The organism is Ruegeria sp. BF7, from assembly GCF_056538605.1.
The window spans coordinates 140,174-167,039 of the sequence record NZ_JBQFTM010000001.1; the positions used below are offsets into that span (position 1 = coordinate 140,174).

Annotated in this window: 29 protein-coding genes; 16 read left to right on the top strand and 13 right to left on the bottom strand. The window is 58.4% G+C overall.

Going from position 1 to position 26,866, the window contains the following annotated elements; all coding sequences use genetic code 11:
• Positions 1 to 138: 138 nt before the first annotated feature.
• The 10 genes from yajC to ACR0IK_RS00700 all read left to right on the top strand — a co-directional run bounded on the left by yajC (position 139) and on the right by ACR0IK_RS00700 (position 7,046).
• Entirely contained in the window at positions 139 to 426 is a 288-nt protein-coding gene (gene yajC, locus ACR0IK_RS00655; protein ID WP_170399935.1) for a preprotein translocase subunit YajC, read from the top strand.
• A gap of 33 nt (positions 427 to 459) precedes the next feature.
• Entirely contained in the window at positions 460 to 2,121 is a 1,662-nt protein-coding gene (gene secD, locus ACR0IK_RS00660; protein ID WP_480593327.1) for a protein translocase subunit SecD, read from the top strand.
• 1 nt (position 2,122) lies between these two features.
• Positions 2,123 to 3,091 carry a protein translocase subunit SecF gene (secF, locus tag ACR0IK_RS00665; protein WP_480593329.1) on the top strand — a complete coding sequence of 323 codons (969 nt, stop codon included), beginning with the start codon at positions 2,123 to 2,125 and terminating at the stop codon, positions 3,089 to 3,091.
• A complete protein-coding gene (locus tag ACR0IK_RS00670; RefSeq protein WP_480640078.1) occupies positions 3,072 to 3,830 on the top strand; it encodes a TSUP family transporter in 759 nt (252 codons plus the stop codon). The genes secF and ACR0IK_RS00670 overlap by 20 nt, the downstream gene beginning before the upstream one ends.
• A gap of 9 nt (positions 3,831 to 3,839) precedes the next feature.
• Positions 3,840 to 4,193: an Mth938-like domain-containing protein gene (locus tag ACR0IK_RS00675; RefSeq protein ID WP_480640080.1), complete on the top strand. Its 354-nt coding sequence runs from the start codon at positions 3,840 to 3,842 to the stop codon at positions 4,191 to 4,193.
• Positions 4,194 to 4,259: 66 nt separating this feature from the next.
• Positions 4,260 to 4,874, top strand: coding sequence for a heme ABC exporter ATP-binding protein CcmA (gene ccmA, locus ACR0IK_RS00680; protein WP_480640082.1), 615 nt, complete (start codon positions 4,260 to 4,262; stop codon positions 4,872 to 4,874).
• On the top strand, positions 4,871 to 5,527 hold the full coding sequence (ccmB, locus tag ACR0IK_RS00685; RefSeq protein WP_170399925.1) for a heme exporter protein CcmB: 657 nt from the start codon (positions 4,871 to 4,873) through the stop codon (positions 5,525 to 5,527). Before ccmA ends, ccmB begins: the two co-directional genes overlap by 4 nt.
• A 61-nt stretch (positions 5,528 to 5,588) precedes the next feature.
• The gene (locus tag ACR0IK_RS00690; protein WP_480593337.1) at positions 5,589 to 6,362 is read left to right on the top strand and encodes a heme ABC transporter permease; all 774 of its coding nucleotides are present in this window, start codon (positions 5,589 to 5,591) and stop codon (positions 6,360 to 6,362) included.
• Positions 6,359 to 6,517 (top strand): heme exporter protein CcmD, encoded by a 159-nt coding sequence (gene ccmD / locus ACR0IK_RS00695; RefSeq protein WP_480593339.1) that lies wholly within the window; start codon positions 6,359 to 6,361, stop codon positions 6,515 to 6,517. Before ACR0IK_RS00690 ends, ccmD begins: the two co-directional genes overlap by 4 nt.
• Positions 6,510 to 7,046 (top strand): DsbE family thiol:disulfide interchange protein, encoded by a 537-nt coding sequence (locus ACR0IK_RS00700; RefSeq protein ID WP_480593341.1) that lies wholly within the window; start codon positions 6,510 to 6,512, stop codon positions 7,044 to 7,046. The genes ccmD and ACR0IK_RS00700 overlap by 8 nt, the downstream gene beginning before the upstream one ends.
• A 115-nt stretch (positions 7,047 to 7,161) precedes the next feature.
• Here ACR0IK_RS00700 and acnA read toward each other — a convergent pair whose 3' ends face one another.
• Positions 7,162 to 9,852, bottom strand: coding sequence for an aconitate hydratase AcnA (gene acnA, locus ACR0IK_RS00705; RefSeq protein ID WP_480640085.1), 2,691 nt, complete (start codon positions 9,850 to 9,852; stop codon positions 7,162 to 7,164).
• A gap of 239 nt (positions 9,853 to 10,091) precedes the next feature.
• Between acnA and ACR0IK_RS00710 the strand changes: the two genes are divergently transcribed.
• Complete coding sequence (locus ACR0IK_RS00710) at positions 10,092 to 10,793, top strand: DUF1223 domain-containing protein (RefSeq protein ID WP_480640087.1); 702 nt, start codon at positions 10,092 to 10,094, stop codon at positions 10,791 to 10,793.
• Here ACR0IK_RS00710 and ACR0IK_RS00715 read toward each other — a convergent pair whose 3' ends face one another.
• The 5 genes from ACR0IK_RS00715 to purB form a co-directional block, all read right to left on the bottom strand.
• On the bottom strand, positions 10,794 to 11,717 hold the full coding sequence (locus ACR0IK_RS00715; protein WP_480593347.1) for a lysophospholipid acyltransferase family protein: 924 nt from the start codon (positions 11,715 to 11,717) through the stop codon (positions 10,794 to 10,796).
• Between the two features lie 92 nt (positions 11,718 to 11,809).
• Complete coding sequence (locus ACR0IK_RS00720) at positions 11,810 to 12,898, bottom strand: flagellar motor switch protein FliG (protein ID WP_480640089.1); 1,089 nt, start codon at positions 12,896 to 12,898, stop codon at positions 11,810 to 11,812.
• 68 nt (positions 12,899 to 12,966) lie between these two features.
• On the bottom strand, positions 12,967 to 13,512 hold the full coding sequence (locus ACR0IK_RS00725) for a tetratricopeptide repeat protein (RefSeq protein ID WP_480640091.1): 546 nt from the start codon (positions 13,510 to 13,512) through the stop codon (positions 12,967 to 12,969).
• 103 nt (positions 13,513 to 13,615) lie between these two features.
• Entirely contained in the window at positions 13,616 to 13,768 is a 153-nt protein-coding gene (locus ACR0IK_RS00730; protein ID WP_480640093.1) for a chitin-binding domain-containing protein, read from the bottom strand.
• A gap of 123 nt (positions 13,769 to 13,891) precedes the next feature.
• Positions 13,892 to 15,196 carry an adenylosuccinate lyase gene (gene purB, locus ACR0IK_RS00735; RefSeq protein ID WP_480640095.1) on the bottom strand — a complete coding sequence of 435 codons (1,305 nt, stop codon included), beginning with the start codon at positions 15,194 to 15,196 and terminating at the stop codon, positions 13,892 to 13,894.
• A gap of 350 nt (positions 15,197 to 15,546) precedes the next feature.
• Between purB and ACR0IK_RS00740 the strand changes: the two genes are divergently transcribed.
• Together ACR0IK_RS00740 and ACR0IK_RS00745 are read left to right on the top strand one after the other, a co-directional pair.
• Positions 15,547 to 16,107, top strand: coding sequence for a hypothetical protein (locus ACR0IK_RS00740; protein ID WP_480593355.1), 561 nt, complete (start codon positions 15,547 to 15,549; stop codon positions 16,105 to 16,107).
• 12 nt (positions 16,108 to 16,119) lie between these two features.
• On the top strand, positions 16,120 to 16,458 hold the full coding sequence (locus ACR0IK_RS00745) for a hypothetical protein (protein ID WP_480640097.1): 339 nt from the start codon (positions 16,120 to 16,122) through the stop codon (positions 16,456 to 16,458).
• A gap of 10 nt (positions 16,459 to 16,468) precedes the next feature.
• Here ACR0IK_RS00745 and ACR0IK_RS00750 read toward each other — a convergent pair whose 3' ends face one another.
• Complete coding sequence (locus tag ACR0IK_RS00750; protein WP_480640099.1) at positions 16,469 to 17,683, bottom strand: bifunctional alpha/beta hydrolase/OsmC family protein; 1,215 nt, start codon at positions 17,681 to 17,683, stop codon at positions 16,469 to 16,471.
• Positions 17,684 to 17,919: 236 nt separating this feature from the next.
• On the opposite strand from ACR0IK_RS00750, the gene ACR0IK_RS00755 reads away from it, so the two are divergent.
• The gene (locus tag ACR0IK_RS00755; RefSeq protein WP_480640101.1) at positions 17,920 to 18,108 is read left to right on the top strand and encodes a hypothetical protein; all 189 of its coding nucleotides are present in this window, start codon (positions 17,920 to 17,922) and stop codon (positions 18,106 to 18,108) included.
• A gap of 4 nt (positions 18,109 to 18,112) precedes the next feature.
• Here the strand turns inward: ACR0IK_RS00755 and dddP are convergent, their stop codons facing one another.
• The gene (dddP, locus tag ACR0IK_RS00760) at positions 18,113 to 19,456 is read right to left on the bottom strand and encodes a dimethylsulfonioproprionate lyase DddP (protein ID WP_480640103.1); all 1,344 of its coding nucleotides are present in this window, start codon (positions 19,454 to 19,456) and stop codon (positions 18,113 to 18,115) included.
• Positions 19,457 to 19,578: 122 nt separating this feature from the next.
• On the opposite strand from dddP, the gene ACR0IK_RS00765 reads away from it, so the two are divergent.
• A complete protein-coding gene (locus ACR0IK_RS00765; RefSeq protein WP_480640105.1) occupies positions 19,579 to 20,319 on the top strand; it encodes a heme-dependent oxidative N-demethylase family protein in 741 nt (246 codons plus the stop codon).
• A 36-nt stretch (positions 20,320 to 20,355) separates the two neighbouring features.
• Here ACR0IK_RS00765 and ACR0IK_RS00770 read toward each other — a convergent pair whose 3' ends face one another.
• From ACR0IK_RS00770 to ACR0IK_RS00790, 5 genes are all read right to left on the bottom strand, one after another.
• On the bottom strand, positions 20,356 to 21,270 hold the full coding sequence (locus tag ACR0IK_RS00770) for a hypothetical protein (RefSeq protein ID WP_480640107.1): 915 nt from the start codon (positions 21,268 to 21,270) through the stop codon (positions 20,356 to 20,358).
• A 199-nt stretch (positions 21,271 to 21,469) separates the two neighbouring features.
• A complete protein-coding gene (locus ACR0IK_RS00775; RefSeq protein WP_480593370.1) occupies positions 21,470 to 22,258 on the bottom strand; it encodes a lytic murein transglycosylase in 789 nt (262 codons plus the stop codon).
• Between the two features lie 66 nt (positions 22,259 to 22,324).
• Positions 22,325 to 22,969, bottom strand: coding sequence for an MSMEG_1061 family FMN-dependent PPOX-type flavoprotein (locus tag ACR0IK_RS00780; RefSeq protein ID WP_480593372.1), 645 nt, complete (start codon positions 22,967 to 22,969; stop codon positions 22,325 to 22,327).
• 102 nt (positions 22,970 to 23,071) lie between these two features.
• Positions 23,072 to 24,478, bottom strand: coding sequence for a type I glutamate--ammonia ligase (gene glnA / locus ACR0IK_RS00785; RefSeq protein ID WP_480640110.1), 1,407 nt, complete (start codon positions 24,476 to 24,478; stop codon positions 23,072 to 23,074).
• A 32-nt stretch (positions 24,479 to 24,510) separates the two neighbouring features.
• Positions 24,511 to 24,849, bottom strand: a complete 339-nt coding sequence (locus ACR0IK_RS00790) for a P-II family nitrogen regulator (RefSeq protein WP_170354532.1) — start codon at positions 24,847 to 24,849, stop codon at positions 24,511 to 24,513.
• 169 nt (positions 24,850 to 25,018) lie between these two features.
• On the opposite strand from ACR0IK_RS00790, the gene ACR0IK_RS00795 reads away from it, so the two are divergent.
• Entirely contained in the window at positions 25,019 to 26,563 is a 1,545-nt protein-coding gene (locus ACR0IK_RS00795; protein WP_480640112.1) for an NAD(P)H-hydrate dehydratase, read from the top strand.
• Positions 26,564 to 26,866 lie beyond the last annotated feature (303 nt).

Here is a 26,866-nt window from a genome sequence, read left to right on the forward strand (position 1 = left end):
TTAGAACATCCTTGGCACCGGCTGCACAGAACCGATACGTTCCGGTACCGCCTTTGCTTGCAAACGGCGGGTTCAAAGCATAGGTTCTCGCCAAATTCGCGGAGCCCCTCCGCATCTCCAAACCAAAAGGAATATCCCATGGAAGGTGGCGCAATCGCCCAGTTTCTCCCGCTTATCCTGATCTTTGCGATCATGTATTTCCTGCTGATCCGTCCGCAGCAGAAGAAGATGAAGCAACATCAGGCCATGGTCGAGGCCGTGCGCCGAGGTGATCAGGTCGTCACTCAAGGTGGATTGATCGGCAAGGTGTCGAAGGTCAAGGAAGGCGAGAACGAAATCGAGGTCGAACTGGCCGAGAACGTCAAGGTTCGTGTGGTCAAGTCGACCATCGCTCAGGTTCTGAACAAGACCGAACCGGCAAAGTAACTTCGCGCGACAATTCCTTGAAAAGGCAGGGTAATGCTGCAAATTGATACCTGGAAGCGGGTTCTGATCTGGCTGGTCTGTGTGACCGGTCTGCTGATGGCCCTGCCGAATGCGTTTTATACGCGCGTCGAGCAATCCAACGATGCCAAGGCCGCGATTGAGCTTGGCATCGACACCCCTGAAATGCAGGCGCAGGCGGCGCAGTGGCCGAACTGGCTGCCGTCGTCGCTGGTCAATCTTGGCCTCGACCTGCGCGGCGGGGCGCATCTGCTGGCCGAAGTGAAGGTCGAAGATGTCTACGAATCCCGGATGGAGGCGATGTGGCCCGAGGTGCGCGACGCGCTGCGGGACGAGCGCGCAACCGTCGGCACGATCCGCAAACAGGAATCGGCCCCCGATGAGATTCGCGTTCGCATCAGCCAGCCCGAAGGGATGTCCCGCGCGCTGGAGGTTGTGCGTGGTCTGGCCCGTCAGGTTCAGACGCTGACTGGCGTCGGTGCCACCGATATCGAGGTGCGCGCCGAAGGTGACACTCTTGTCGTGCAACTGTCAGAAGCCGAGAAGCTGGCCTCGGACGACCGCACCGTGCGGCAAGCCCTGGAAATCATCCGCCGCCGGATCGACGAGGTTGGCACCCGCGAGCCTACCATTCAACGCCAGGGCGCGGACCGTATCCTGATCCAGGTTCCGGGTATCGGCAGCGCGGGTGAGTTGAAGGGGATCATCGGCACCACGGCGCAGCTGACCTTCAATCCGGTTGTCGGGCGTGGCACTGACCCGGACGCCGTTCCGGGCATCGGGCAAGAAGTGGTTCCGTCAATAGATGAAAACGGCGTGTACTACATCATCGAATCCGCTCCGGTTGTAACCGGTGAGGAACTGGTGGATGCACAGCCTTCGTTCGACCAGAACGGCCGCCCAGCGGTCAGCTTCCGGTTCAATACATCCGGCGCGCGCAAGTTCGGCGACTACACCCGTGACAATATTGGCGCGCCTTTCGCCATCGTGTTGGATGACGAGGTGATCTCGGCTCCCGTAATTCAGGCGCATATTGCCGGTGGGTCCGGTATCATAACCGGGAACTTCACCGTCGAGGAAAGCACCAATCTGGCTGTTCTTCTGCGTGCCGGTGCTTTGCCTGCCGGGCTGGAGTTCCTTGAAGAACGCACCATCGGCCCCGAGCTGGGGCAGGACAGTATCGACGCGGGCAAGACCGCAACCATAGTGGCCTTTGTCGCGGTTTTGAGCTTCATGGCACTCAGCTATGGTCTTTTCGGCGTGTTCGCCAACATTGCGCTGATCATCAACGTCGGGCTGATCTTTGGCCTGCTGTCGCTGATCGGGGCGACGCTGACCTTGCCGGGTATCGCAGGCATCGTTCTGACGGTGGGTATGGCGGTGGACGCCAATGTGCTGATCTTTGAACGTATTCGCGAGGAACTAAAATCCGCCCGAGGTCCGGCGCGTGCCATCGAGCTGGGTTATGAAAAGGCGCTGTCGGCTATTGTCGACGCCAACGTGACGACGTTCATTACCGCCGTGATCCTGTTTGCCATGGGCAGCGGACCGGTGCGCGGTTTCGCGATCACGCTGGGTCTGGGTATCCTGACCTCGGCCTTCACCGCGATCTTCGTAACCCGCCTGATTGTCGTGATGTGGTTCGAGCGCCGCCGTCCGAAAATGATCGAGGTTTGACATGAGACTGAAACTGGTACCCCAGAACACCTCGTTCGATTTCTTCAGCCGCTGGAAAGTCTGGTTGGGCATCTCGGCCTTGATGATGGTTGTGGCGTTCACGTCCTTCATGCTGCAGGGGCTGAATTTTGGCATCGACTTCCGCGGCGGGACCACGATCCGGACCCAGTCCACGCAAGAGATCGACATCGGCGCCTACCGTGACGCCATCGCGCCGCTGGAACTGGGCGATGTGACGATCACCGAGATTTTCGATCCAACCTTCGGGGCGGACGAAAACGTCGCCATGATCCGAATTCAGGCGCAGGCGGATGCCGAGGCGGTCTCGGCCGCCACCGTCACCGCCGTTGAAGAAGCGCTGAAGGTCGCTGTGCCGGATATCGAATTCGTTTCCGTCGAATCCGTGGGTCCTAAAGTCTCGGGCGAGTTGATCCAAACCGCCGTGATCGCGGTTATGCTCGCCATCGGGGCGGTGTTGGTCTACATCTGGCTGCGCTTTGAATGGCAGTTTGCGTTGGGGGCCGTGGCCGCGCTGGTGCATGACGTGATTCTGACCATCGGGATCTTCTCAGAGCTGCAGATCCGCTTCGATCTTGCCATTATCGCAGCGCTTCTGACCATCGTGGGCTATTCGCTGAACGACACCGTCGTTGTTTTTGACCGCGTTCGTGAAAACTTGCGGAAGTACAAAAAGAAGGACCTAAAAGAGGTTCTCAACATCTCGATCAACGAAACGCTCAGCCGGACAGTGATGACCTCGGTTACCACGCTGCTGGCGCTGATTTCGCTCTATGTGCTGGGCGGCGACGTGATCCGTGGCTTTGTCTTCGCGATGATCTGGGGTGTAATCGTGGGGACCTATTCCTCGGTCTTCGTGGCTTCGACCATCCTGTTGTGGCTGGGGGTCAAACGCGACTGGTCCAAGCCTTCCAGTACGGCGGGCAATCAATTTGCCAACATCGACGCCTGAACTTTTCGGCCAGTCCCCAACGGGGCTGGCCATTATCCTTTGCGCCGCCTTCCTCAGCGGGGTCGTGCGCGGATTCTCGGGCTTTGGCACCGCGCTTATTTTCTTACCTGTCGCTACGCCTTTTCTTGGTCCATTTGGCGCCCTGATAGGCTTGACCATCATGGATATTTTTGGCCCGTTGCCGAACCTGCGCAGAGCATGGAAAACCGTACATCGCATGGATCTGGTGCGATTGTTGGCGGGGTGCGCGCTTATGCTTCCTGTGGGGTTATGGCTGTTGACCATGGTCGAGCCCGAGGTATTTCGCTATACCGTCAGCCTGTTGGCGCTTTTCATGCTGGCTGTGTTGATTCTCGGTTTGCGGTACCACGGCCATGTCGGTAGGGGCATGGTCACGGGCATCGGCGCAGCGGCCGGGTTTCTGGGTGGCGTGGCGGGCTTGCCCGGCCCGGCGGTGATCCTGTTCTACATGTCGCGCCCCGTTCCCGTCGAGGTGATCCGCGCCACGATCCTATTGTTCCTGTTTGGGTTCGACTTTCTCATACTTGGTTTTCTGACTGGGATGGAGCGCGTGACCTGGGCGGCAGTTGCACTGGGGCTTGTGTTGGCGGTGCCGAATCTGTTTGGCAATTGGCTGGGCGGTTGGTTGTTCCGACCCGCCTATGAAAAACTCTATCGCGCTGCGGCCTATTTGGCGATCGCGGTTGCGGCCTTGTCGGGGCTGCCGCTTTGGGGCTAGAAGGTGCCCATGCGCCTGAATGAGATCACCTATAACAACGCTGTTCCGGTTGATGGCTATGGCCCCGGCTTTTTCCGCATTGGCGGGCAGGTTTACAATGGATCTGTTCTGACGGGGCCGGTCGGAACCGCAGACTGGGGCGGATACACGGATGATGCGCCGCTGCTGGCGTTGTCAGAGGCGGTGGACGTTCTGTTCATCGGCACCGGAGAAACGCTGACACATATCCCGTCCAGCCTGCGTGCGGCGCTTGAGGACGCGGGAATGGGGGTGGAGATCATGAACTCCCCGGCCGCTTGCCGCACTTACAACGTGCTGCTGTCCGAAGGCCGACGTGTTGCATTGGCGTTGTTGCCGGTCTGACCCTGCCGCAGAGCCTGCGGCAAATCTTGCCTTTTGCCTCTGTCAGCAATCAGATAAGCGGAACCCATGACACTGACTGTGACCGATCTGGCCATCGCCCGCGGCGGCGTTCCTGTCCTTGAGGGGCTGAGCTTTGCGCTGCAACCGGGCAAGGCGCTGATTCTGCGCGGGCCGAACGGAATCGGCAAAACAACATTGCTGCGCACGCTGGCCGGGTTGCAGCCGCCGCTGGCCGGGCAGATCGACGGGGCCGAGGATCAGATCGCCTACGCCTCGCATTCCGACGGGCTGAAGCCGACCCTGACGGTGGTGGAAAACCTGACCTTCTGGGCTTCGGTTTTTGGTACCCCTGAGATTCAACCTGCGCTGGACGCCTTTGCGCTGAAAGAACTGTCGGATCGCCACGCAGGCAACCTGTCGGCAGGGCAGAAACGGCGGTTGGGGCTGGCGCGGATGCTGGTTACCGGGCGACCGATCTGGATGCTGGACGAACCCACCGTGTCGCTAGACAAAAACGCCGTGCAGATGTTCGCCGATGCCGTGCAGGCGCATCTGGGGCAGGGGGGCTCGGCCCTGATCGCCACTCATATCGACCTCGGCCTGGATGGCGAGGTTTTGGACGTCGGCCCCAACAAGGCGAAACCCAAACCCATCGAAGATTTCGACGGAGGCTTCCTGTGATCGCTCTGTTGCTGCGTGACCTGAAACTGGCCTTCCGCGCGGGCGGGGGCTTTGGTCTTGGTCTGGCGTTCTTTCTAATCGTGACTGTTCTGGTGCCGTTTTCGGTGGGGCCGCAATCTTCGCTGTTGTCCACTATCGCCCCAGGCATCCTGTGGCTGGGCGCGCTGCTGGCCTGTCTGCTGTCGCTGGATCGCCTGTTGGCACTGGATTGGGAAGACGGTTCGCTGGACCTGTTGGCCACCGCGCCGCTGCCGCTGGAATCGGTGGTTTCGATCAAGGCACTGGCCCATTGGCTGACCACCGGTCTGCCGCTGGTTCTGGCCGCGCCGTTTCTGGGGGTGCTGCTGAACTTGCCAGTGCCTGGGTTTTTCTGGCTGGTGATTTCTCTCCTGATAGGCACTCCGGCCATGAGCGTCATCGGCACCTTCGGCGCGGCCCTGACCGTGGGCTTGAAACGCGGCGGGCTGCTGCTGTCACTGCTGGTATTGCCACTTTACGTGCCGACCCTGATCTTCGGTGCCGAAGTTGCGCGCCGTGGGGCAACGGGGATGGAGACTCAAACGCCACTGCTGATGCTGGCGGGGATCACGGCGGCCACGATTGCCCTTTTGCCCTTTGCCAGCGCAGCCGTCTTGCGCATCAACCTTCGGTGACGCGTTCAAACTTTGACCAATGTCAATTGAGAACGCACCCGACTCGGACTAGATAAGGCCCATGTCTATCGCAGCCAAAGCCAACGCCCTCTGGGAATACGCCAACCCGCGCAAGTTCCTTGCCACCAGCGAACGGGTGATGCCGTTTTTCTGGGTGACCTCGCTTGCGTGCATCGTGGTCGGACTGGTCTGGGGGTTCTTCTTCACGCCGGATGATTACAAGCAGGGGTCTACCGTCAAGATCATTTACCTGCACGTGCCCGCGGCGCTGATGGCGATCAATTGCTGGCTGATGATGCTGGCAACCTCGCTGGTCTGGCTGGTGCGGCGTCACCATGTCAGCGCGCTGGCCGCCCGTGCGGCGGCCCCCATTGGCATTGTCATGACGCTGATCGCACTGGCGACCGGGGCAATCTGGGGCCAGCCGATGTGGGGCACATGGTGGGCCTGGGATCCGCGCCTGACCTCGTTCTTGATCCTGTTCCTGTTCTATCTGGGCTATGTTGCCCTTTGGGAAGCCATCGAAGACCCGGATACAGCTGCTGATCTGACCTCGGTCCTTTGTCTTGTTGGCTCGGTCTTTGCGCTCCTCAGCCGCTATGCGGTGAATTTCTGGAATCAGGGCTTGCATCAAGGCGCGTCGGTAATGCGCGCGGCGGCTGTGACCGGGGCTGATACCGAAGAGAAAGTCAGCAACATCTATTTCTACCCGCTGCTGCTGTGCATCGTCGGGTTCGTGCTTCTGTTCATCGCGCTGGTTCTGTATCGCACCGGCACGGAAATCCGGGCGCGCCGGATCAAGGCGCTTTTGGCGCGGGAGAGGGTAAACGGATGATCCCTGATCTTGGAAAGTATGCAGATACGGTTCTGTGGTCCTATGCGGCCTCGATTGCACTGCTGGCGCTGCTGATCGTGTTCAGCATTGCGCGCGGGCGCAAGGTTCGGGCCGAAATGGAGAAGGTCGAACAAAGGATGACGCGCAATGGCTAAGATCTCGCCCCTGATGATTGCGCCTCCGGTGATTTTCGGCCTGTTTGCGGTCGCGGCATTGGTGCAATTGCAAGATGGGTCAGATGATACTCTGCCATCGGCCCGTCAGGGCCAGCCTGCGCCGCCTGTTGTTTTGACCGAGTTTCCGGGCAAGACTATGTTCGATGATGCGACCCTGCGCGATGGCGAGGTCAAGCTGGTCAACTATTGGGCCAGCTGGTGCGCGCCCTGCCGCGCTGAACATCCGAACCTAGAGACGTTGTCCCAGGAGGGCATTCCCGTCTACGGCATTAACTACAAGGATTCACTGGACAATGCCGAAGCGTTCCTTACTGATCTTGGCGACCCGTACGAAGCCATCGGACGGGATGAGCAAGGACGCATGGCGCTGGACTGGGGTCTGTATGGGGTGCCCGAAACCTACGTGATCGATGGCGAAGGCACGATCATCTTGCGATTTGCCGGGCCGATCACCCAGCGCGTGATCGAAAGCACCATCCGGCCCGCGCTAGAGAAAGCAGGTCAGTAAATCGGACCGTTACTAAGCTGAGCGTGCCTGCTGCACGCGCATTGTTTCTGGACGGTAGCAAGGATCGATACGAACCGATCAAAAGCCCCGGCTCATCGGCCGGGGCTATGTTTTTTTAACCAGCTTTTGCCAGGTTTCTCAGCACGTATTGCAGAACGCCGCCGTTCTCGATGTATTCGATCTCGGGCGCGGTATCGATGCGGCACTTGAGGAGGATAGTCGTCTCGGCGCCGTCGGCATAGGTGATGGTGCAGGGCACCTCTTGCAGCGGTTCGACCGAGTCGAGGCCGTGGATCGAGACGGTCTCATCCCCCTTTAGCCCCAGCGATTTGCGATTGTCGCCACCAGTGAATTCAAACGGGATCACCCCCATGCCGACCAGGTTCGAGCGATGGATACGCTCAAAGCTCTCGGCGATCACGGCCTTCACGCCCAGCAACGCGGTGCCTTTGGCGGCCCAGTCACGGGACGAGCCTGCGCCGTATTGCTCGCCGCCAAAGACCACCAGCGGCGTGCCCTGCGCCTGATAGTCCATCGACGCGTCATATATCGAGGTCTGCTCGCCATCCGGCCCCTTGGTATAGCCACCCTCGACGCCGTCCAGCATCTCGTTCTTGATGCGGATATTGGCGAAGGTGCCGCGCATCATGACCTCGTGGTTGCCCCGGCGCGAACCGTAGGAGTTGAATTCACGTGGTTGCACCTGACGGTCCATCAGGTACTTGCCCGCAGGCGAGGTGGTCGCAAAGGACCCGGCGGGCGAGATGTGGTCGGTGGTGACCATATCGCCCAGAATGGCAAGAACCTTGGCGCCTTCGATATTCGAGATCGTGCCCGGCTCAGGCCCCATGCCCTGGAAATAGGGCGGATTCTGGATGTAGGTAGAAGTAGGCGGCCAGTCATAAGTTTCCTGTTGCGGAACCTCGACCTCTCGCCATTTCTCGTCGCCCTTGAAGACATCGGCATATTTCGACTGGAAGGCGTCACGAGTGACGGTCTGTTCGACCAGTTCCGCAATCTCGCTTTGGGTCGGCCAGATGTCCTTCATGAAGACGTCATTGCCATTCTTGTCTTGACCAATCGGTTCGGATGTCAGGTCAATGTCCATGGTGCCGGCCAGCGCGTAGACGACCACCAGCGGCGGTGAGGCCAGATAGTTTGCGCGCACGTCCGGGGAAATACGGCCTTCGAAGTTGCGGTTGCCTGACAGGACCGATGTGGCGACCAGATCGCCCTCGGCAATCGCTTCGCTGATTTCTTTCTGAAGCGGGCCCGAATTGCCGATACAGGTGGTGCAACCATAGCCGACAAGGTTGAAGCCGATGGCGTCCAGATGTTGCTGCAGGCCAGCCGCCTCGAGGTACTCTGACACGACCTGCGAGCCAGGGGCCAGAGATGTTTTAACCCACGGCTGACGGTTCAGGCCCAGCTCATGCGCTTTTTTCGCCACCAGACCGGCGCCGATCATCACGTAAGGGTTCGAGGTGTTGGTGCAAGAAGTGATCGACGCGATCACGACCTTGCCCGACTCCATGCCGTATTCTTCACCTTTGACTTCGACCTGCTTACCCATCGGGCGTTTGAAGGTTTTCTCCATCTCGTTCAGGAAGGCCGCCTTTGCGTCAGTCAGGGCAACATAGTCCTGAGGGCGTTTCGGACCCGAGATCGCGGGCACGATAGTGCCCATGTCCAGCGACAGTGTGTCGGTGTAGATGGGCGCATAGTTCTCATCGCGCCAGAAGCCGTTCTCCTTGGCATAAACTTCGACCAATGCCAGACGATCCTCATCACGTCCGGTATTGCGCATGTAGCGCAGTGTCTCACCGTCGATCGGGAAGAAGCCACATGTCGCGCCGTATTCGGGGGCCATGTTGGCGATGGTCGCGCGGTCGGCGAGCGGCAGGCGGTCCAGACCTTCGCCGAAAAACTCGACGAACTTCCCAACTACACCCTTTTCGCGCAGCATCTCGACCACTTTTAGAACCAGATCAGTTCCGGTGGTTCCTTCGACCATAGAGCCGGTCAGCTCAAAGCCCACGACCTCGGGGATAAGCATCGAGATCGGCTGACCCAGCATTGCGGCTTCAGCCTCGATTCCGCCCACGCCCCAGCCCAGAACGGCCATGCCGTTGACCATGGTGGTATGGCTGTCGGTGCCGACCAGCGTGTCGGGGTAGGCGACCTCTTCGCCGTTCTGATCAGTGTCGGTCCAGACTGTCTGGGCCAGATATTCAAGGTTAACTTGGTGGCAGATACCGGTGCCGGGGGGGACAACGCGGAAGTTGTTGAACGCCGACTGGCCCCATTTCAGGAACTGGTACCGCTCCATGTTCCGCTCATATTCCCGATCCACATTCATCTGGAAGGCGCGCGGATTACCAAATTCGTCGATCATCACCGAGTGGTCGATGACCAGATCCACCGGGTTCAACGGATTAATCTTTTGCGCGTCACCACCCAACCCCTTGATCCCATCCCGCATTGCAGCCAGATCGACCACTGCGGGAACGCCGGTAAAATCCTGCATCAGCACGCGTGTTGGTCGATAGGCGATCTCGCGCGGGTTCTTGCCACCATTGACTGCCCATTCGCCGAACGCCTTGATGTCATCGACCGAGACGGAAAAGCCGTCATCCTCAAACCGGAGCATATTTTCCAGCACTACTTTCAACGCGGCAGGGAGTTTCGAAAAATCGCCCAATCCGGCTTCTTGCGCGGCGGGAATCGAATAATAAGAAATGGATTTGCCATTCATGTTCAGGTTGCGGCGTGTCTTGGCGGTATCCTGTCCGACTGTTATGGGCATGTGTTGGCTCCCTCTCAAATGACTTGGGTAACGGGGTTCGCTAATAGCAATCTTTATTACCTTTCGCCCCGGTTCAAGGACCAAGACGCGCAAATGCGGTTTGGTGCCACCGCTTCATGCACCGGTGAAGGGAGGGGCGGTTTCAAGAAACCTTGATTGGAGGGTGAGGTCCAAAGAGTTTAAACCATTCAGGTGCCTTATCGGTCGCAAACAGAAGAATAATCAGCCTGAGGTCAAACATGCTTAGATCCGCCGTCATTGCCGCCGCGCTTTCTCTTGCTCTTTCTGTGCCAGCGGCGGCTGACAACAACCCCGTGGTGGTCGAGTTGTTTACTTCGCAGGGCTGTTCGTCCTGTCCTCCGGCCGACCGGCTGATGCATGACCTTGCCAAACGCGATGATGTGATCGGTCTGGCCTTGCATGTGGACTATTGGGATTACATCGGTTGGGAGGACGAATACGCCAACCCCAATCACACCCAACGCCAGCGAGCTTATGCGCGTCAGGGCGGGCGCTCGATGATCTATACGCCGCAGATGGTGATAAACGGCCAGCATGACGTGGTCGGCGCGCAATCGCGCGAGCTGGAGCGTTTGATCAAGGCGCATCTGACGGCCGCACCCGAGGCAGAAGTTGTGGCAACCCGGTCGGGCGATGAGGTGACCATCAATGTCACCCCGGTCGAGTTGTCCGCAGGTGAGGCGTTTGATGTTAGGGTCGTACAATACTCCCCGATGCGCCACGCTTCGATCCGGCGAGGAGAACTGGCCGGGCATGAGCTGGACTATGCCAATGTCGTGGAGTCCTGGCAGTTGGCCGGGCAGTGGGACGGGGCCGCGCCGCAACAGTTTTCCGCTGAGTTGCCCTCGGACCTTCCGACGGTTGTTCTGGTGCAGAGGATCGAACACGGCCCGATCGTTGCTGCCGCCAGGGTCAAATGATCAGGGCATGTCCTCGGGCTGCACGCCCAGCCCGTTCCAGGCTTTCCAGCGCCTGTGAATCCAGAACCACTGACCCATATGCTGCCGGACCACGGCCTCTAGGTCATCATTGGTGAACTGGGTCATGGTTTTCGGATCGGTATGCGGAACGGGATCGTGCAGCACGATCTCAAAATCAATGCCATTGGGCTGGCGAATAGCGTAGCAGGGGATCAGCTCGGCCTTGTATTTCATCGCTAGCTCTGCGTTCAGAACCGAAGTGACTGCGGGTTTTCCGAAAAACGTCAGTTCCTCTCCGCCATGGGCATGAAGGTCCGAGACGATGGCGATGATGCCGCTTTTCTTTAGCGAACGTACCATTTCAACCATGCCGCGACGGCCCTGTTCGAACATGGGTGCGCCGGTTTTGTAGAACGCATCCACATAAGCTTCGTTGAAATACGGGTTTGCCATACGGCGATACAGGCACCCGATCGGCTTGCCGCTGCGGGCCTGAAGGGCAATGCGGGCGGCCAGGTAGTGGCCGAAATGCGCCGTAATCATCATCACCGGGCGTCCCTCGGCCACGGCCGCGTCAAAGGCGGCAACACCGGGGCCAGAGATTTTGGCAGTGCTCTGACGCTCGGTGAATCCTTCGGGCGAGAAATGCTCCATGATCGCGCGGCCCGCATTGTCGGGAACGGCGCGGCAGATGCGCTTTACCTCGGCGTCCGACAGGTCGGGGCAAGTCAGTTTAAGGTTCCTGCGCACGCGCTCGGTAAACCCGACCAGCGGAGCGAGGCCGCGTACGATGGTCCCCATCGTTGCGATGCGCAATTCATAGGGCAGCAAGCGCATCGCGCCGATCACGCCTTTCAGAAACAGACCGGTGACATAATACTTTCGAAGTGCCCCGCGGCTTAGTTCCGACTTTTCGACGGGCATAATCTGGTCTCACCGGCTGTTGCGAATTGCCGGGTCAGACATACAAGGCACATTCCCTGACCACAAGCGTTCCAATGGCTTGAGCCGTTCGCCTAGTCTTCACTTTCTTCTTCGATCAGCGTTATTGTCCCTCGATCCACAAGGGCACGGATTGCGCCCACGATCTTCGCCATCGCTTCTTCGGCGTCGGATTGCTTGACCTTTCCACCTTCCGAGACCTCTTCACGCAGGTTATCTGCCATCCGCGTGGACATGTTGGACAACATGAATTCGGCCGCGGTCTTGTCGTCATCGACCACAGCGCCTGCCAGTGCTGTGACCAGATCGACCTGATCAACTCCGCGCAGAATCGCGGGGACGTCGCGGGGTAGGATCCGGGATGGAATATGCGCAAAAGTAAAGATCGAACGGCGCACGACGCTGGCGAAATCCGAATCCTCCTCGTCCAGCGCGGTGAGCAGACCGTCCCGGGTGGATGCCGCCGATTGGTTCAGGATCGCACCCACCCTTGCGCCAGGACCATCCGAAAAGGCCTGAGACGGGCGCTGATCCAATTGCGCCGCCAGCGACCAGCCGATCCGCTCGACCGCTTCGGGGGTGACATTAGCGGTTTTCGAGATTGCATAGGTGATCCGTCGTGCGACCGGGCCGGGTAGGTGACCCAATAGTTGTGCGGCCTTCGCGGTCTCCAGTTTGGACAGCATAACGGCGGCAATCTCGGTGCTTTCCGCCTGCGCTATCACTGCGAGTTCCTCGGTAGGGATTTCACGCAGGCGCTGCCACGGATCACCGATTTGGCGCACCCCGGCAACTTTGCGCAGCCGCGCCGCCGTGGCCGAACCAATCTTACCATCCACCGCATCTAGCGCCCCCGCCAGACCATGCGGGAAGGACAGGCCGACGCTGTCCAGCGCCTCGGCAAATTCCTGTGCCACGGCATCCAGAGTGATGCGATCGACAAGACCCATCCGACCCAGTTGATGAGTCAGTTTCTCCTGCAGATCATCGGGAAGCTCTTCCAGCGGGATGTCAGCACCTTCATTCAGCAATAGTCTCACAACGATGGCGGCCTTCTGCCGGTTGCTCAGGGCACGGGGAACGACACGCGGCGCTCCGTCCTTCTGATCTGCTACCGAAGCCGCCCCCGGTGCCACCTGTACTAAAGTGTTCGTATCCTGCATCTGTCTGCGGTGCCAAAGTTGCGTTCTACAGGCAGAGTACGGAGAGTCGGGTAAAGAAAGACTGAAGTTTAGTAGTTATAAGTCAGCCCGGTTCGGATCGCCTCGCGTAGGGACGCCTCGGCCCAGGTGCCTTCACCACCACGCGCCTTAATCTCGCGCCACTGCTCGATGGCCAGATCGGTCTTCCCCTCGGTCACAAATCCCTGACCCATATAGCTGCGGGCAAGGATGTTGTCGGGGTTAGACTCGATGGCGTTGGTGTAGAAGGTATTGGCCAGCTCAAGCTCGCCCATCTTGCGGTAGGTGAAACCCCAATAGGTCAGTACACGATCGTCGTCCTGATCCATGATACGCAGAATGTCCTGCGCATTCTCGAACTGTCCATCATAGGCCAACTCGCGTACCGCGTCGTACAGCTCATCCTGGGTGAAGTTGGTCTTATTCGGTTTGACGCAGCGCCCTGCATCTTTGTCATAGACGCGGCCGAACAGGCATTTCTTTGTCGTGTTGGTCGGTTTTGGCGGGGTGGTGGCTCCGCCACCGCCGGCCGCATACAGGGCCGGTGTGAAGGCAAAGGTCTGAAGGGCAATAGCTGAAACTAATACGAGGCGCATTTTCCTACTCCGTTCTTAAAGCTGCTCTGATCAAGCATAGCGCGATCTGATAAAAAGCTAACAATCGGCTGCTCGCTTTTATTCACAGGTAGGAAAGAATTTCTCAGCTGTTGACGATTTCTTCGCAGTTCTGAGAGTCTGCGTCCCAATAAGTGCCCGGTGCGCAGGATTGGGTTTGTTTGGAATGGCCACTGCAGGCCAGAGCGACGGATGCGGAACATCCAAGGACCAAAGCGCAGATAAGCGTGCGGATCATGTTGTTTCTCCTGTTCGGAAATACCCGAGCACTATAGACGATTTTACCCGTATTGGCAAAAGACAAAGGCCCGGATCGCATCGTGCAACCCGGGCCTCTTTGAACCGCTTGGTCGGTCAGGAGTTATTCACCGAAGACGCGGGCGAAAATCGTGTCGACGTGCTTGGTGTGATAGCCGAGGTCGAATTTTTCTTCGATCTCTTCGGGGCTCAGCGCAGCAGTTACGTCGGCGTCCGCCAGCAGCTCTTCTTTGAAATCGGTGCGGTGTTCCCATACCTTCAGCGCGTTGCGCTGAACCATGGCATAGGCATCTTCGCGGCTGACACCGGCCTGTGTCAGCGCCAGAAGCACCCGCTGGCTCATGACCAAACCGGGGAACTTGTTCATGTTCTCGATCATGTTCTCGGGGAAGATCAGCATCTTGTCGATCACACCGGTCAGACGGGCCAGCGCAAAATCCAGCGTGATCGTGGCATCCGGCCCGATCATGCGTTCAACCGAGGAATGCGAGATATCGCGCTCGTGCCAGAGAGCTACATTCTCCATCGCCGGGATCACCGCTGCTCGCACCATACGTGCCAGACCGGTCAGGTTCTCGGTCAGCACCGGGTTTTTCTTGTGCGGCATCGCCGAGGAGCCCTTTTGACCCATCGAGAAGAACTCGGCCCCTTCCAGCACCTCGGTCCGCTGCATGTGGCGGATTTCGATGGCGACGTTTTCGATGCTGCTGGCGATGACGCCCAGCGTGGCGAAAAACGCGGCGTGGCGGTCGCGCGGGATGACCTGCGTGCTGATTGGCTCGGGTACCAGACCCAGCTTGTCGCAGACATGTTCCTCGACCTGAGGGTCGATATTGGCAAAGGTGCCGACCGCGCCGCTGATCGCGCCGGTGGCGATCTCGGCACGCGCATCTCGCATCCGGGACAGGTTGCGGTCCATCTCGGCGTAGAAGCGGGCAAAGGTCAGGCCCATTGTGGTTGGCTCGGCGTGGATGCCGTGGCTGCGACCGATGCGGACGGTGTCCTTGTGTTCAATCGCGCGGCGCTTCAGAGCGGCCAGCAGACCTTCGAGATCGGCGATCAGCAGGTCTGCGGCACGGGTGAGCTGCACATTGAAGCAGGTGTCCAAAACGTCCGAGCTGGTCATGCCCTGGTGGACAAAACGGGCCTCTTCACTGCCGACATGTTCGGCCAAGTGAGTGAGGAAGGCGATGACGTCGTGTTTGGTGACGGCTTCGATTTCATCAATACGCGCCACGTCGAATTCCACGTCCTTGGCTTTCCACACGGCCTCGGCATTTTCACGCGGGATCACGCCCAGATCGGCCATGGCGTCGCAGGCGTGGGCTTCGATCTCGTACCAGATGCGGAACTTGGATTCGGGCGACCAGATGGCGACCATATCAGGGCGGGAATAACGTGAGATCATTGGCGGCTGCACCTTATCGTAATTTGGCAGGAGGCGATGCCGCGGGGTTTAAACGCACCCGCACAAGGGAACAAGACACGAGTGCGCAGATGAGACGGTTTGCCCTGATTTTGACGCTTTCAATCGAGCTTTTGGCCGTCCGGGGACGTCAACTGACCAAAAATAGAATTCCAGAGAGCTGGTAGAAAAACTGGTATTAAGGCAGGTCGTTTTGCGCGGCTGTGGGTGCCAGATGAGTTTCGGCTCTCTTCCCGAGACACCGAGGGATTCAGGTCCGAGTATGAGAGGCTGGACAAGCCCGGCCAGAAGCGGGCAATCTGATGTCAATGAAATCATCAGGTTATTGAGATATGCGTTTTTTTTCTGGCTCTTCCTTGGCTGCGTGCGCCGCCCTTTGGCTTGGGGTTGCGGCACCGGCCTCGGCGGACACCCCGATCACCTATACCGATGCTGGGCGCGCGTTGTTCAGTTTAGCGGTACCCGACTTCTGGGCTGTGCGCACTGGCGGCCCGCGCGAGATCGAGGACACCGAACTGGGGGACCCGCGTGCCGTAGCGCGCGTTATGGGTTTGCGGCCGGTGACAGATGACAATGTCTGGATGGGGTTCGTCTCTCCGGCGGGCGTCGCTTCGATTGAGGGCGGTTTGCGGTATCTGGAGGACATCGACAAGTTTCTGGTCAATGAGCCGACGGTCTCAAGCACCACCGACACTCGGATTGGCGGGTTGCCTGCGCGTGTGATCCGCGGCACCGGCATCCGGGACGGGCGCGGCATCAACTTCACGGCTACTGTGATCGACCTGCCAAAGGGGCGCGTGGCCGTTGTCGTGGCGATCCTGCGCGACGGTGCCGATCCAGCCTATGCCGACGTTCTGAACGATGTTTTCGCGTCGTTCCGTGCATTGCAGTAAGGAGAGGCGCTGATGACCACCAAACCGATCAAACGCCTGTTTCTTGCGCTGGGTCTTGGAGCCGCGAGTTTTTCCCTGTCGGCCTGTGATGGTGTCACGGTTGGGGTCGGGTATGGTTATGACCCGTTCTATGACTCGATGCTGTGGAACGACTATTACCACGATGTAGATGTGGATATTGATATCGACAGACCGGTACGACCGAACCCGCCCGGGGCTAAGCCACCGGTGCGGCCTAAACCGCCGATCGCCAAACCTCCAGCCCGACCGCGCCCCCCTGTGGCGCGTCCACCGGTTGCGCGACCGCCCGTTGCTCGGCCGCCCATTCATCGCCCGTCGCCGCGTCGATAGCGTTTTCGGGTCAGGCCAGCAATTCCGTTGTGATATGGGCTGATCCTTCCAGCGTTCTGTGAACGGGGCATTTGTCTGCGATTTCCAGCAGCCGCGCGCGCTGTGCCTGATCCAACGGGCCTTCAAGCCGGATTTTGCGGCGGAATTGGTCGATCTTGCCGTCTCCGGCCAATCCGGCATCCTGCCCGTGTACCTTGTTGTGGCAGACATCGACAGTGATGCCCGTCAGAGGCCACTGCTTGCGCCGCGCATACATGCGGATCGTCATCGACGTACAAGCCCCCAAACCCGAAGATACGAACCCGTAAGGCGACATACCTTTGTCGGTTCCGCCATACGAGGCCGGCTCATCCGCCACCGCGTGGTGTCGCGGACCGGACTGGATGTCCTGCAGGAACCCCGAAGGATCAACCTCGGTCACGCGTACTACGCCCTCGGGCGCGCCGGGGGGCGGTGCGGGTGGGCTGAGGGGAATATAGCGAGTCACCCATGCTGCAATCACATCGGCTGCGTATTCAGCGTCCGAGGCGCGGGTGATCAGGTGATCGGCATCGTCCAGGGTGACAAAGCTCTTGGGGTGTTTGGCGGCCAGAAAGATGGTGCTGGCATTGTCGATGCTGACGGTTTCGTCGCGCGGTGCGTGCAGGATCAGCAGCGCCGCTTTCAGGTCGGCAATCGCCTGGTTCAGAGCGGATTCCGAAATGTCGTCGACAAAGGCCTTACCAATGCGAAAGGGGCGGCCCCCCAGCATGACCTCGGCCGATCCATCCTGTTCGATCTGGGGCAGGGCGCCCTCGAAATGATAGGCGACATGGCCGGGATCGGCGGGCGCGCCGAGCGTGACCACCGCCTTGACGCTGGGTATACCTGCCCGCGCGCGCAGGACCGCAGCGCCGCCCAAGGAATGGCCGATCAGCAGGGCCGGGGCCATGTCGCGCCCGGCCAGATAATGCGCGGCGGCAATCAGGTCTTCGACATTCGAGGTAAAGGTGGTGTTGGCGAACTCTCCGCCCGAATGCCCGAGCCCGGTGAAATCAAAACGTAAAACGGCAATACCCATCGCGGCAAGCCGGGCGGCGATGCGACGAGCGGCCGGGATATCCTTGGAGCAGGTAAAGCAATGCGCAAACAACGCGGTTGCCAGCACCGGCCCATCGGGCAGATCAAGGCGTGCAGCCAACTGGTTGCCGTCGTGACCGGCAAAGGTAATGCGTTCGGTGGGCATGGTTATTCCTTACGTGTCGGGATGAACCCAATACTGTGTACTTCGATCTGGCGGCTCAACCCCAATGTAAGACGCGTCACGGGAAGGTGAGTGAGGAGTATATGAATTAGTGGATTTGACGCTTCGCTGAGGAAGTTCAATGTTTGTGATGAAAGATCCATCAAATATTCGTTTTAACTATTCATCGTGAACCCGCATGTATTAGCCACCGCAAGTTTTCAGCCAAGGAGGCTAACATGGCACATACCGCATCTGCCCCGCGTGGCGCAGTTTTTCGCCCCGACCTTTTGATCGTCATCGTCCTGACCGGAGTCCTGGGATTCACGCTGGGTCAGAACTGGCCGACGGCACCAACCACAGCCGAAGCCACCATCCCGTCTGAGGACTGGCACGGAAACGTGCGCCGCTCAACCTGGCCGGATTGAGGCTTTACACCTGTCCCATCAGCTGCGGATCGAACGGATAGGTCGTGAGGTTCTCATACCCATCCTCGGTGATCAAAACCTGATCCTCAAGCTTGATCGAGAAGTCGCCGCCAACCTCTCCGACGGCGGCTTCGACACACAGGACCATGCCGGGCTCGAGCGGATAATCGTAAGAGCCCGCCACCGCCTTATCCGGATAAGCGACCAGCGGCCATTCATCACACAGGCCGACGCCGTGCATCAGGCAGCCATATTTCTGCGCCTGAAACTTGTCGTCCAGTTTATGTGCGTTGGCGGTCAGTTCAGGGATCATCACGCCGGGTTTCAACATCTCCATATTGGTCATGATGTGTTCATGGGCGTGCTGCATGGCATAGACCATGTCGGGGCGAGGTTTCTGATCCCCGATCCACCATGTGCGAGAGATGTCGATACAGATGCCGTAAGATCCGATCAGGTCGGTATCAAAAGCGATGATCTCATTCTTCTGCGTGATCCGTGGCCCGCATTCTTGAAACCACGGGTTGGTGCGCTGCCCCGAGGCCAGCAGGCGGGTTTCGATCCATTCTCCGCCGCGGCGGATGTTCTCGGCATGAAGAACTGCCCAAATATCATCTTCCGAGGTCTTGCCGTCGCCCACTTTGGCGCGGGCAAACTTCTCCATCTCGGCCACGGCGGTTTCGCAGGCGTGATTTGCGCAGCGCATCGCCAGAATCTCATCCGGGCCTTTGACAGCGCGGGTTTTTTCGGTGACCTCTTCGCCCTCCATGATCTCGAATCCCTGCGCCTCCAATGCGCGCAAGCCGTGCAGCATGATCTTGTCGACGGCCAGACGTTTGTTGTCGCCGCCATGTTCCTCGATCAGCAGCCGCACTTCGTTCGAGAACGCATCGGCTGCCACATCCACCTTGTCGCCCCTGTCGAAGTAAAACAGATCCGCGCCTGACCGCTGTTCGCGGACCAACGGGTTGAATTTGGACAGGAAGGGTGAGTTCTTATAGTCCCAGATGACCATATAGCCATCAGCACACAGCAACACTGCGCGGAACGGGTTATGAGTGTTCCACAGCTGCATGTTTGTACTGTCGGTGGCGTAACGGATGTTGAGAGGATCAAACATCAACAACCCGCCAAAGCCCCGGTCAACGATGGCCCTGGTCAGGCGATTCCACCGGTGTTCCCGCATCCGGGCCAGGTCGGGCAGAGCCAGCCCGGCGGCCTCCCATTCCGCAAATGCCAACTGTGTCGGACCGATCTCGATCCGGTCGTTGTCGTTTGGGGTCCCATCGCCCAGTGTTGTGCCCTTGGTCGGGTCGATTTTGCGGTTGTCGCGGTAATGCCGGTTCATGGTGGGTCTCCCTGCCTGAGTTTTAGCGTGAAGAATCATTTCCCAAGCGTCTTGAAGGTTTGCGACGGTGCATCCGTCGCTTTTGGGCCGACAATCGGGTGAACAGGTGTTAGGTCGATGTCATGACGATCCTGCAGACCTCAATCCCTTATGACCCGTTAATGCCGCGCCCGTTGCCGGGAATCCAACCGGCAAGCATGGACGACTGGCTGCATTGCGATGATGCGTTTGCCGGGCAGATGCAGCGGCGCGAGGCGCTTTTGAAGAAGCGGCGACCGGATGTTCTTGCGCTGGACTCCGCAGCTGAACCTGCGGCGCAGGAACTTTTGGACCTGGTTCTGGAGCACGCCTATCCTGGCAGTACAGATCAGGTTTTCCGTCCGGACGGGCAGGTCGTCGAAATCGACCACACACGCCCGCTGGATACGTTGTGTCGTCTGGTTCAGGAGGATTTCTGCATCCTGCAAAAGCACCGGGATGAACACGTCCTGACCGGTGCCATTCTGTGTTTTCCCGCCAGTTGGTGCTTGTCGGAAAAGTTCATGCGACCATTGATCGATATTCACATCCCGGTGTCCGGCTACGACGCCAATATTGCGCGGCGGGTGCAGCGCCTGTTTGACGGGATACAACCGGGGCGGCCGCTCTGGCGGTTCAATGCTTTGTGGTATGAAGATGCCGAACTGCACCAACCCCGCAGCGCCAATGACCGGCGCGAGGTTGGCGATCCGGGGGCTGCCCGGTTCCTGCGCAGCGAACGTCAGACATTGTTGCGCCTGCCGAAAACGCGGGCGGTGGTATTTACGATACATACCTACGTGTTGGAGGTGCAGCGCCTGTACAAAACGGAAAACCCCGCCTGATGGCGGGGCCTCCTAGGAGGGTATTGAAGTTGAGTTCTACATGCCCAACGCATTGGCGACACCAGCGAAAGCTCCGCTTGTGCTGAGAGCGGAGATTGCGACGGTGTAGGCAAGAACCTGAGTGTTCAGGCGAAAATCTTCGCCCCTGATCAGGTTCACCGCGGCCACAGAGACCGCAATGGGTACTGACACGCTGGCCACGGCCCCGGTCAATCCCCAACTGGATAGTCGAAGGATATCACTGGGTTTTTCGTGGTCGAGGGGTCGCGTGTCCTTGTCCCCATCAGTAGGCTGCTCGTTAGTATCTGTCCGAAAAGCGATGCTGAGCAACTGCTCATCAGACAGCTGGATCGGCCGGGCTGCTGGTGTCAGCGCCTTTTTTTGTGGCTCTTCCAGGTTCTCTTCGTCAGATATGTTCAGCCCCGCGAACGGGCCTGTCACTGCCTCGAAAATCTGTTTTCTGTTTCGTTGTTTTGAAGGCGCCAAAGTGTCGAAAGCGCTCATGAATTGTTCAACGGTCAGAATGGTGTTGGGTGACAGCCACTCGACACGCTGCGTCGCGCAGATGTCAACCATCCGATACAGGACGACCACCAGCATGAGCTCGGAGATTTCGCTGTCATCCAACAACGGAGATACCGGTGAAAGCGTGATCGTCAGCCGGTTCTTCGGCAGTGTCACGACTGGTCTGTTCACTGTCTTTAGCCCCGCAGCACGGTCCAAGCGCCCGAACCGGTCTTCTGCGGCGACCACCTGAGTGTCCAACGTGAGGCGAACCAAATACTGGCTGGATACGATGCTGGCCTCGGTCTCGCTCAGCACGTTTTTGCGTTCGACCAAGTGGCCATAGTCTCCCAAAGTCGTTGCAACGATGGCGCCGAAACGCTCAATCGCGCCCTCGGTTTCCCCGTTGAACTGAAGACCGCCGTGATAGCTGTGCTGCGAAGTCACCACGCATTCCTTTGTCGTATCTTGTCCTGAGAAACAGGTTAACAACGGATCTGGGGCAGAATTTGGCGAAAATGGAAAAAAAAGAAAAATCAGAAGGATTGATTACTCTTTGGAAACCTAGACATTTTAGCGGCCACTTAAGATCTGTGGCAATAATGTGGCCGGATTGCGGTGGCTTGGCGTTGGAAAATGGTGCGTCTCACCCGTCGATTCGGGCAGCCATGATTGCAATGGATTGCTGATAGACCGAGGCTGCGTTCCATTCCTGAATCACCTTGAAATTGGGTTGCCCCAGTTGATAGCCGCGCCCCGGTTTCCAACCTTTTTGACGAAGAAAATTCGCTGTTGAGGCTAACGCATCGGTCATGTTGTAGAAATCCACGCGGCCGTCGCCGGTGGCATCAACCCCATAGGCTAGTGCATTGCCTGGTAGAAACTGAGTGTGCCCCAATTCGCCGTGCTTCGCCCCCTTGGTGGCCGTCGTAATGCTGCCTTGATCGACCAGTTTCAGTGCCCCGATGGCATGGGGGATAAAGAACTCGGATCGGCGACAATCATAGGCCAGTGTCGTAATTGCGGAAACAACCTGACTGTCGCCCATAAAGTTTCCGAATCCGGTTTCCATTCCGTGAATGGCGATCAGCACACCGCTGGGGACACCGTATTGTCGTTCCAGAGCGGCGTAGAATTGCGGGTTGCGCGCCTTGCGCTTGCGCCCCTGCGCCACGATAGTATCGGCACCGCGCACTCGCATGAATTTGTCCAGGGAATACTTAAAGCTTTTTTGATTGCGGTCCGCCGCGATAGTGCGCGTGGCATATTGGGTTTGCGCCAAGGCTTGCAGCCCCTTCTTTTTCACACCGGCCCGCTTGGCCTGCCTTGCGAAATCCTGCTTCCAGGACTCGAAGCCGCTGCTGGTGTTGCCGCAGGGGGCAGCGGTAGCAAGCGTTGGCAAGGACAGGGCGAAAATCAAGGCAAATCGAAACATCAGCGAAATCCGGTCAAACAATGGCTAAGATTAAGGGTAAGCTGCATCTTGCGATCCGCAAAGCAGTTAATACAGGTCCAGCTCTCCGGTATTTTTCATAGACTCGAACCACTCCTCGGGCGTTTTGTCGATTTTGGCGTGTTTGACCATCATCGCGTTCATATTCGGTAGGTTCGACGAATCCGGCCATTTTTCCGGCTGCCACAGGTTCGAACGGACGACGCATTTGGGGCAATGGGCGAACACCGTTTTGACAAGGATAAGCAGGGCCAGCTTGGGCGCATGATCCTTCACTGCCATCCCGTTCAACAACTCAGGATCGGCGCAGATCCGGGCGACGCCGCGAATGCGCAATGTTTCCATCTTGCCGGGGACAAAAAAGATCAGGCTGACGCGCGGGTCCAGCAGGACGTTATGAAAGGTGTCCACGCGCTTGTTGCCTGGCCGGTCCGGGATGGCGATCAGCGTATCCGAAATGACCTGAACGAAACCTGCCGGGTCTCCGCGCGGCGAAATATCCAGATGCCCGCCCGGATTGGCCGAAGCGATCAGGCAAAATGGTGAGGCCGCGATAAAGTCGCGGCACATCTGATCCAGCGCCGATATTTCCTTGGCGAGGATCTGGGGCAGAGGGGCACCGGTTATTCGCTCGAGTTCTTCTGCCGAAGTCACGAAGTTCGAGAATTGCGAGAAGGGGTCGTCAGTTCGCATTGAATCTCTCCTGACCGGAATGGTCACAAATGTGTAAGATTGTGCCAAACGAAACAAGGGCGCCCGATTGGACGCCCTTGCAGATGAAAACCCGGAACCGGATTAGCAGCTGTAGTACATGCCGTATTCAACCGGGTGTGGGGTGTGCTCGTAGGTTTCAACCTCTTCCATCTTCAGTGCTATGTAGCCGTCGATCTGGTCTTTGGTGAACACGTCGCCCTGCAGCAGGAAGTCGTGATCCGAAGCCAGCGCTTCCAGAGCCTCGCGCAGCGAGCCGCATACGGTCGGGATGCCGGCCAATTCTTCGGCAGGCAGATCGTACAGGTTCTTGTCCATGGCTTCGCCCGGGTCGATCTTGTTCTTGATGCCGTCCAGACCGGCCATCAGCAGAGCGGCAAACGCCAGGTAGGGGTTCGCAGCCGGATCGGGGAAGCGGGCTTCGACGCGCTTGGCTTTCGGGCTTTCGGTCCACGGAATACGGACGCAACCCGAACGGTTTCGGGCGGAGTAGGCGCGCAGAACGGGAGCTTCGAAGCCGGGGATCAGACGCTTGTAGCTGTTGGTCGCCGGGTTAGTGAATGCGTTCAGGGTCTTGGCGTGCTTCAGGATACCGCCGATGAAGTACAGCGCTTCGTCCGACAGGTCGGCGTATTTGTCGCCAGCGAACAGAGGCTTGCCGTCTTTCCAGATCGACATGTTCACGTGCATACCGGTGCCGTTGTCACCAGCGATCGGCTTCGGCATGAAAGTGGCCGATTTGCCGTAGGCGTGTGCAACGTTATGGATGACGTATTTGTACTTCTGCAGTTCGTCGGCCTGCTTGGTCAGGCTGTCAAAGATCAGGCCCAGTTCGTGCTGGCAGGACGCAACCTCGTGGTGGTGCTTGTCGACCTTCATGCCCAGACGCTTCATAGTCGACAGCATTTCCGAACGCAGGTCCTGTGCTTCGTCGATCGGGTTGACCGGGAAGTAACCACCTTTGACACCCGGACGGTGGCCCATGTTGCCCATCTCGTACTCGGTGTCAGTGTTCCACGATGCATCAGTTGCATCAACTTCGTAGGATACCTTGTTGATGCTGTTCGAAAAACGCACGTCGTCGAACAGGAAGAACTCGGCTTCGGGGCCCATATAGGCGACGTCGCCGATGCCCGATGCTTTCAGGTACGCTTCGGCTTTCTGGGCGGTGCCACGCGGGTCGCGCTCATAGGCTTCGCCTGTGTCGGGCTCGACGACCGAACAGTGTACACAGATGGTTTTCTCGGCGTAGAATGGGTCGACATAGGCACTGTCGGTATCGACCATCAGTTTCATGTCCGATGCTTCGATCGACTTCCAGCCCGCGATGGACGAACCGTCGAACATGAAGCCTTCTTCCAGGAAGTCTTCGTCAACCTGGTCGGCCATCAGGGTCACGTGCTGCAACTTGCCGCGCGGATCGGTAAAGCGAACATCGACGTATTCGGCGCCTTCGTCCTTGATCAGCTGAAGAACTGCGTCCTTGCTCATACTCTCTATTCCTCTGATTTGAGTGCGTTCGATTACAGAGCTTCCGAACCGGTCTCGCCGGTACGGATGCGAATGGCTTGTTCAACGGGCGAGACAAAGATCTTGCCGTCGCCGATTTTGTCCGTCTTAGCCGCAGAGACGATAGCGTCGATGGCGGCATCGACCTGATCGTCATCCAAAACGACCTCGACTTTCACCTTGGGCAGAAAGTCCACGACGTATTCCGCGCCACGATAGAGTTCGGTGTGGCCTTTCTGGCGGCCAAAACCTTTGACCTCGATCACGCTGAGGCCCTGGACACCCACGTCCTGCAGCGCCTCTTTCACTTCGTCCAGTTTGAACGGCTTGATGATCGCTTCGATCTTCTTCATCCCGGGCTCCCTATAACACTTGTCAGGATGGCACTGATCACGTCTAAGATCGGTCGGCAATCTGATTGCGAAAATGGCAGCGTGCGCGTGCCGAGAAAATATGCGGCAGGTGAAATTTTGATCGACTTGCACAAAAAGTAATCAGAATTGAATCGCTGAGGGATTTGAGATGACGGAATTGCTGACTGCAGCGCAAATGCGGACCATCGAACAGGCCGCAATTGAGTCCGGTGAAGTGACTGGGCTGGAGTTGATGGAGTGGGCCGGGCAGGGCGTTGTCGAGGCGATTTTTGAAGAGTGGCCGGAACTAGCAAAATCGCCTGGCCGGGCTGTGGTTCTGTGCGGGCCGGGGAACAATGGCGGTGACGGATTTGTTGTCGCGCGGCTGTTGAAAGAACAGGGTTGGGAGGTCGAAGTCTTTCTGTATGGCAACCCTAAGAAGCTTCCTGAAGATGCGCGAGCCAACTACGAGCGCTGGCGCGTGTTGGGCGCTGTCGGCGATCTTCGAAGTAAGGGGCCACTTTCAAAAACTAAGGAACCAGACCTAATCATTGACGCTGTTTTTGGAACCGGGCTGGCTCGCCGTATTGAAGGGGAGCTTGCGCAAGTTTTGCAGTCTTTCGACGCCTTGATCGAAGTAAGGGGGATCAAAGTTGTCGCCATCGATGCTCCGTCTGGGCTTTGCTCAGATAGTGGCAAGTCGCTTGGTGTGTTCGCGGTCGCTGATCTGACAGTCGCGTTTCACCGGGCCAAGCGGGGTCATTATTTAGATCGCGGACCAAATCAATCGGGTCGGCTGGTCGTGAAATCAATTGGCATAAATGAAGTTTGGAATGAGAAGGCGGACGGGGCGATCTTAGGTTTGGTTGAAGGTGTACCAAAACGTTTAAAAAAACTTCCTCAGACTCACAAATACGCGCATGGTCACGCCCTCATCCTCTCAGGCGGCTCCGCGAAAACCGGGGCCGCGAGGCTGGCGGCGCGGGGGGCGTTGCGCATTGGGGCGGGTTTGGTGACCTTGGCAGTGCCTCCGGCTGCTCAGATGGAGGTTGCGGCACAGGTGACGGCCATCATGTTGCAGCGGGTTGAAGGCGCGGATGGTCTGACAGACGTGCTGAAGGATGAGCGGTTGAATGCTTTGTGTCTCGGTCCGGGATTGGGCATAGAGCGTGCGCGAGAATTGGTGCCGGCTGCCCTTGAGGCCGAACGCGCAACGGTTCTGGACGCCGACGCATTGACGGCGTTCGCGGATGATCCGGCTGCGCTGTTTTCCTTACTCCACAAAAACTGTGTTCTGACGCCACATGGCGGAGAATTCTCGCGGCTGTTCCCGGACATTGCCGAAAAGCTGGCAGCAATACCAACCAAAGGTCCGGCCTACTCCAAGGTGGATGCTACGCGTGAGGCCGCAATAAGGGCAGGGTGTGTGGTGCTGTTCAAAGGGCCGGACACGGTGATCGCCGCGCCGAACGGGCAATGTTCGATCAATGCGGCTTTCTACGAACTCGCCGCTCCGTGGTTGGCAACCGCAGGATCGGGCGATGTGCTGGCCGGGTTTATCACCGGATTGCTGGCCCGAGGGTTCGGCCCGAAGCAAGCGGCGGAGACGGCAGCATGGCTGCATGTGGAGTGCGCGCGTGCATTTGGCCCGGGTTTGATTGCCGAAGACTTGCCCGAACAACTGCCTAAGATTCTTAAAGAACTGAATACTTGATTGCTTGAGCGGTAATTGGCCGATCTACCCGATGATCGGCGGCAACTGGCCGATGGGTTTGTGCTGCGATCAAAGCGAGTGTTTGCCAGTCGCATGGCCGGGCGTCAGAATTCCTTAGGCGTGGATCTCTGGCTGCGGTGTTGTGGCAGATAAATTGTTGATTAAAATAGAAATTGCGTCCGGCTTTCGCGATCTGAGTGGCAGGTTTGCAATACTTTGAAAGTATCGGTTTCAACTGCTGGAACGTCCGCGATAACTACGCGATTCAGGGGCAACGGAAGCCGGAATTTTGAAGGTGAATGA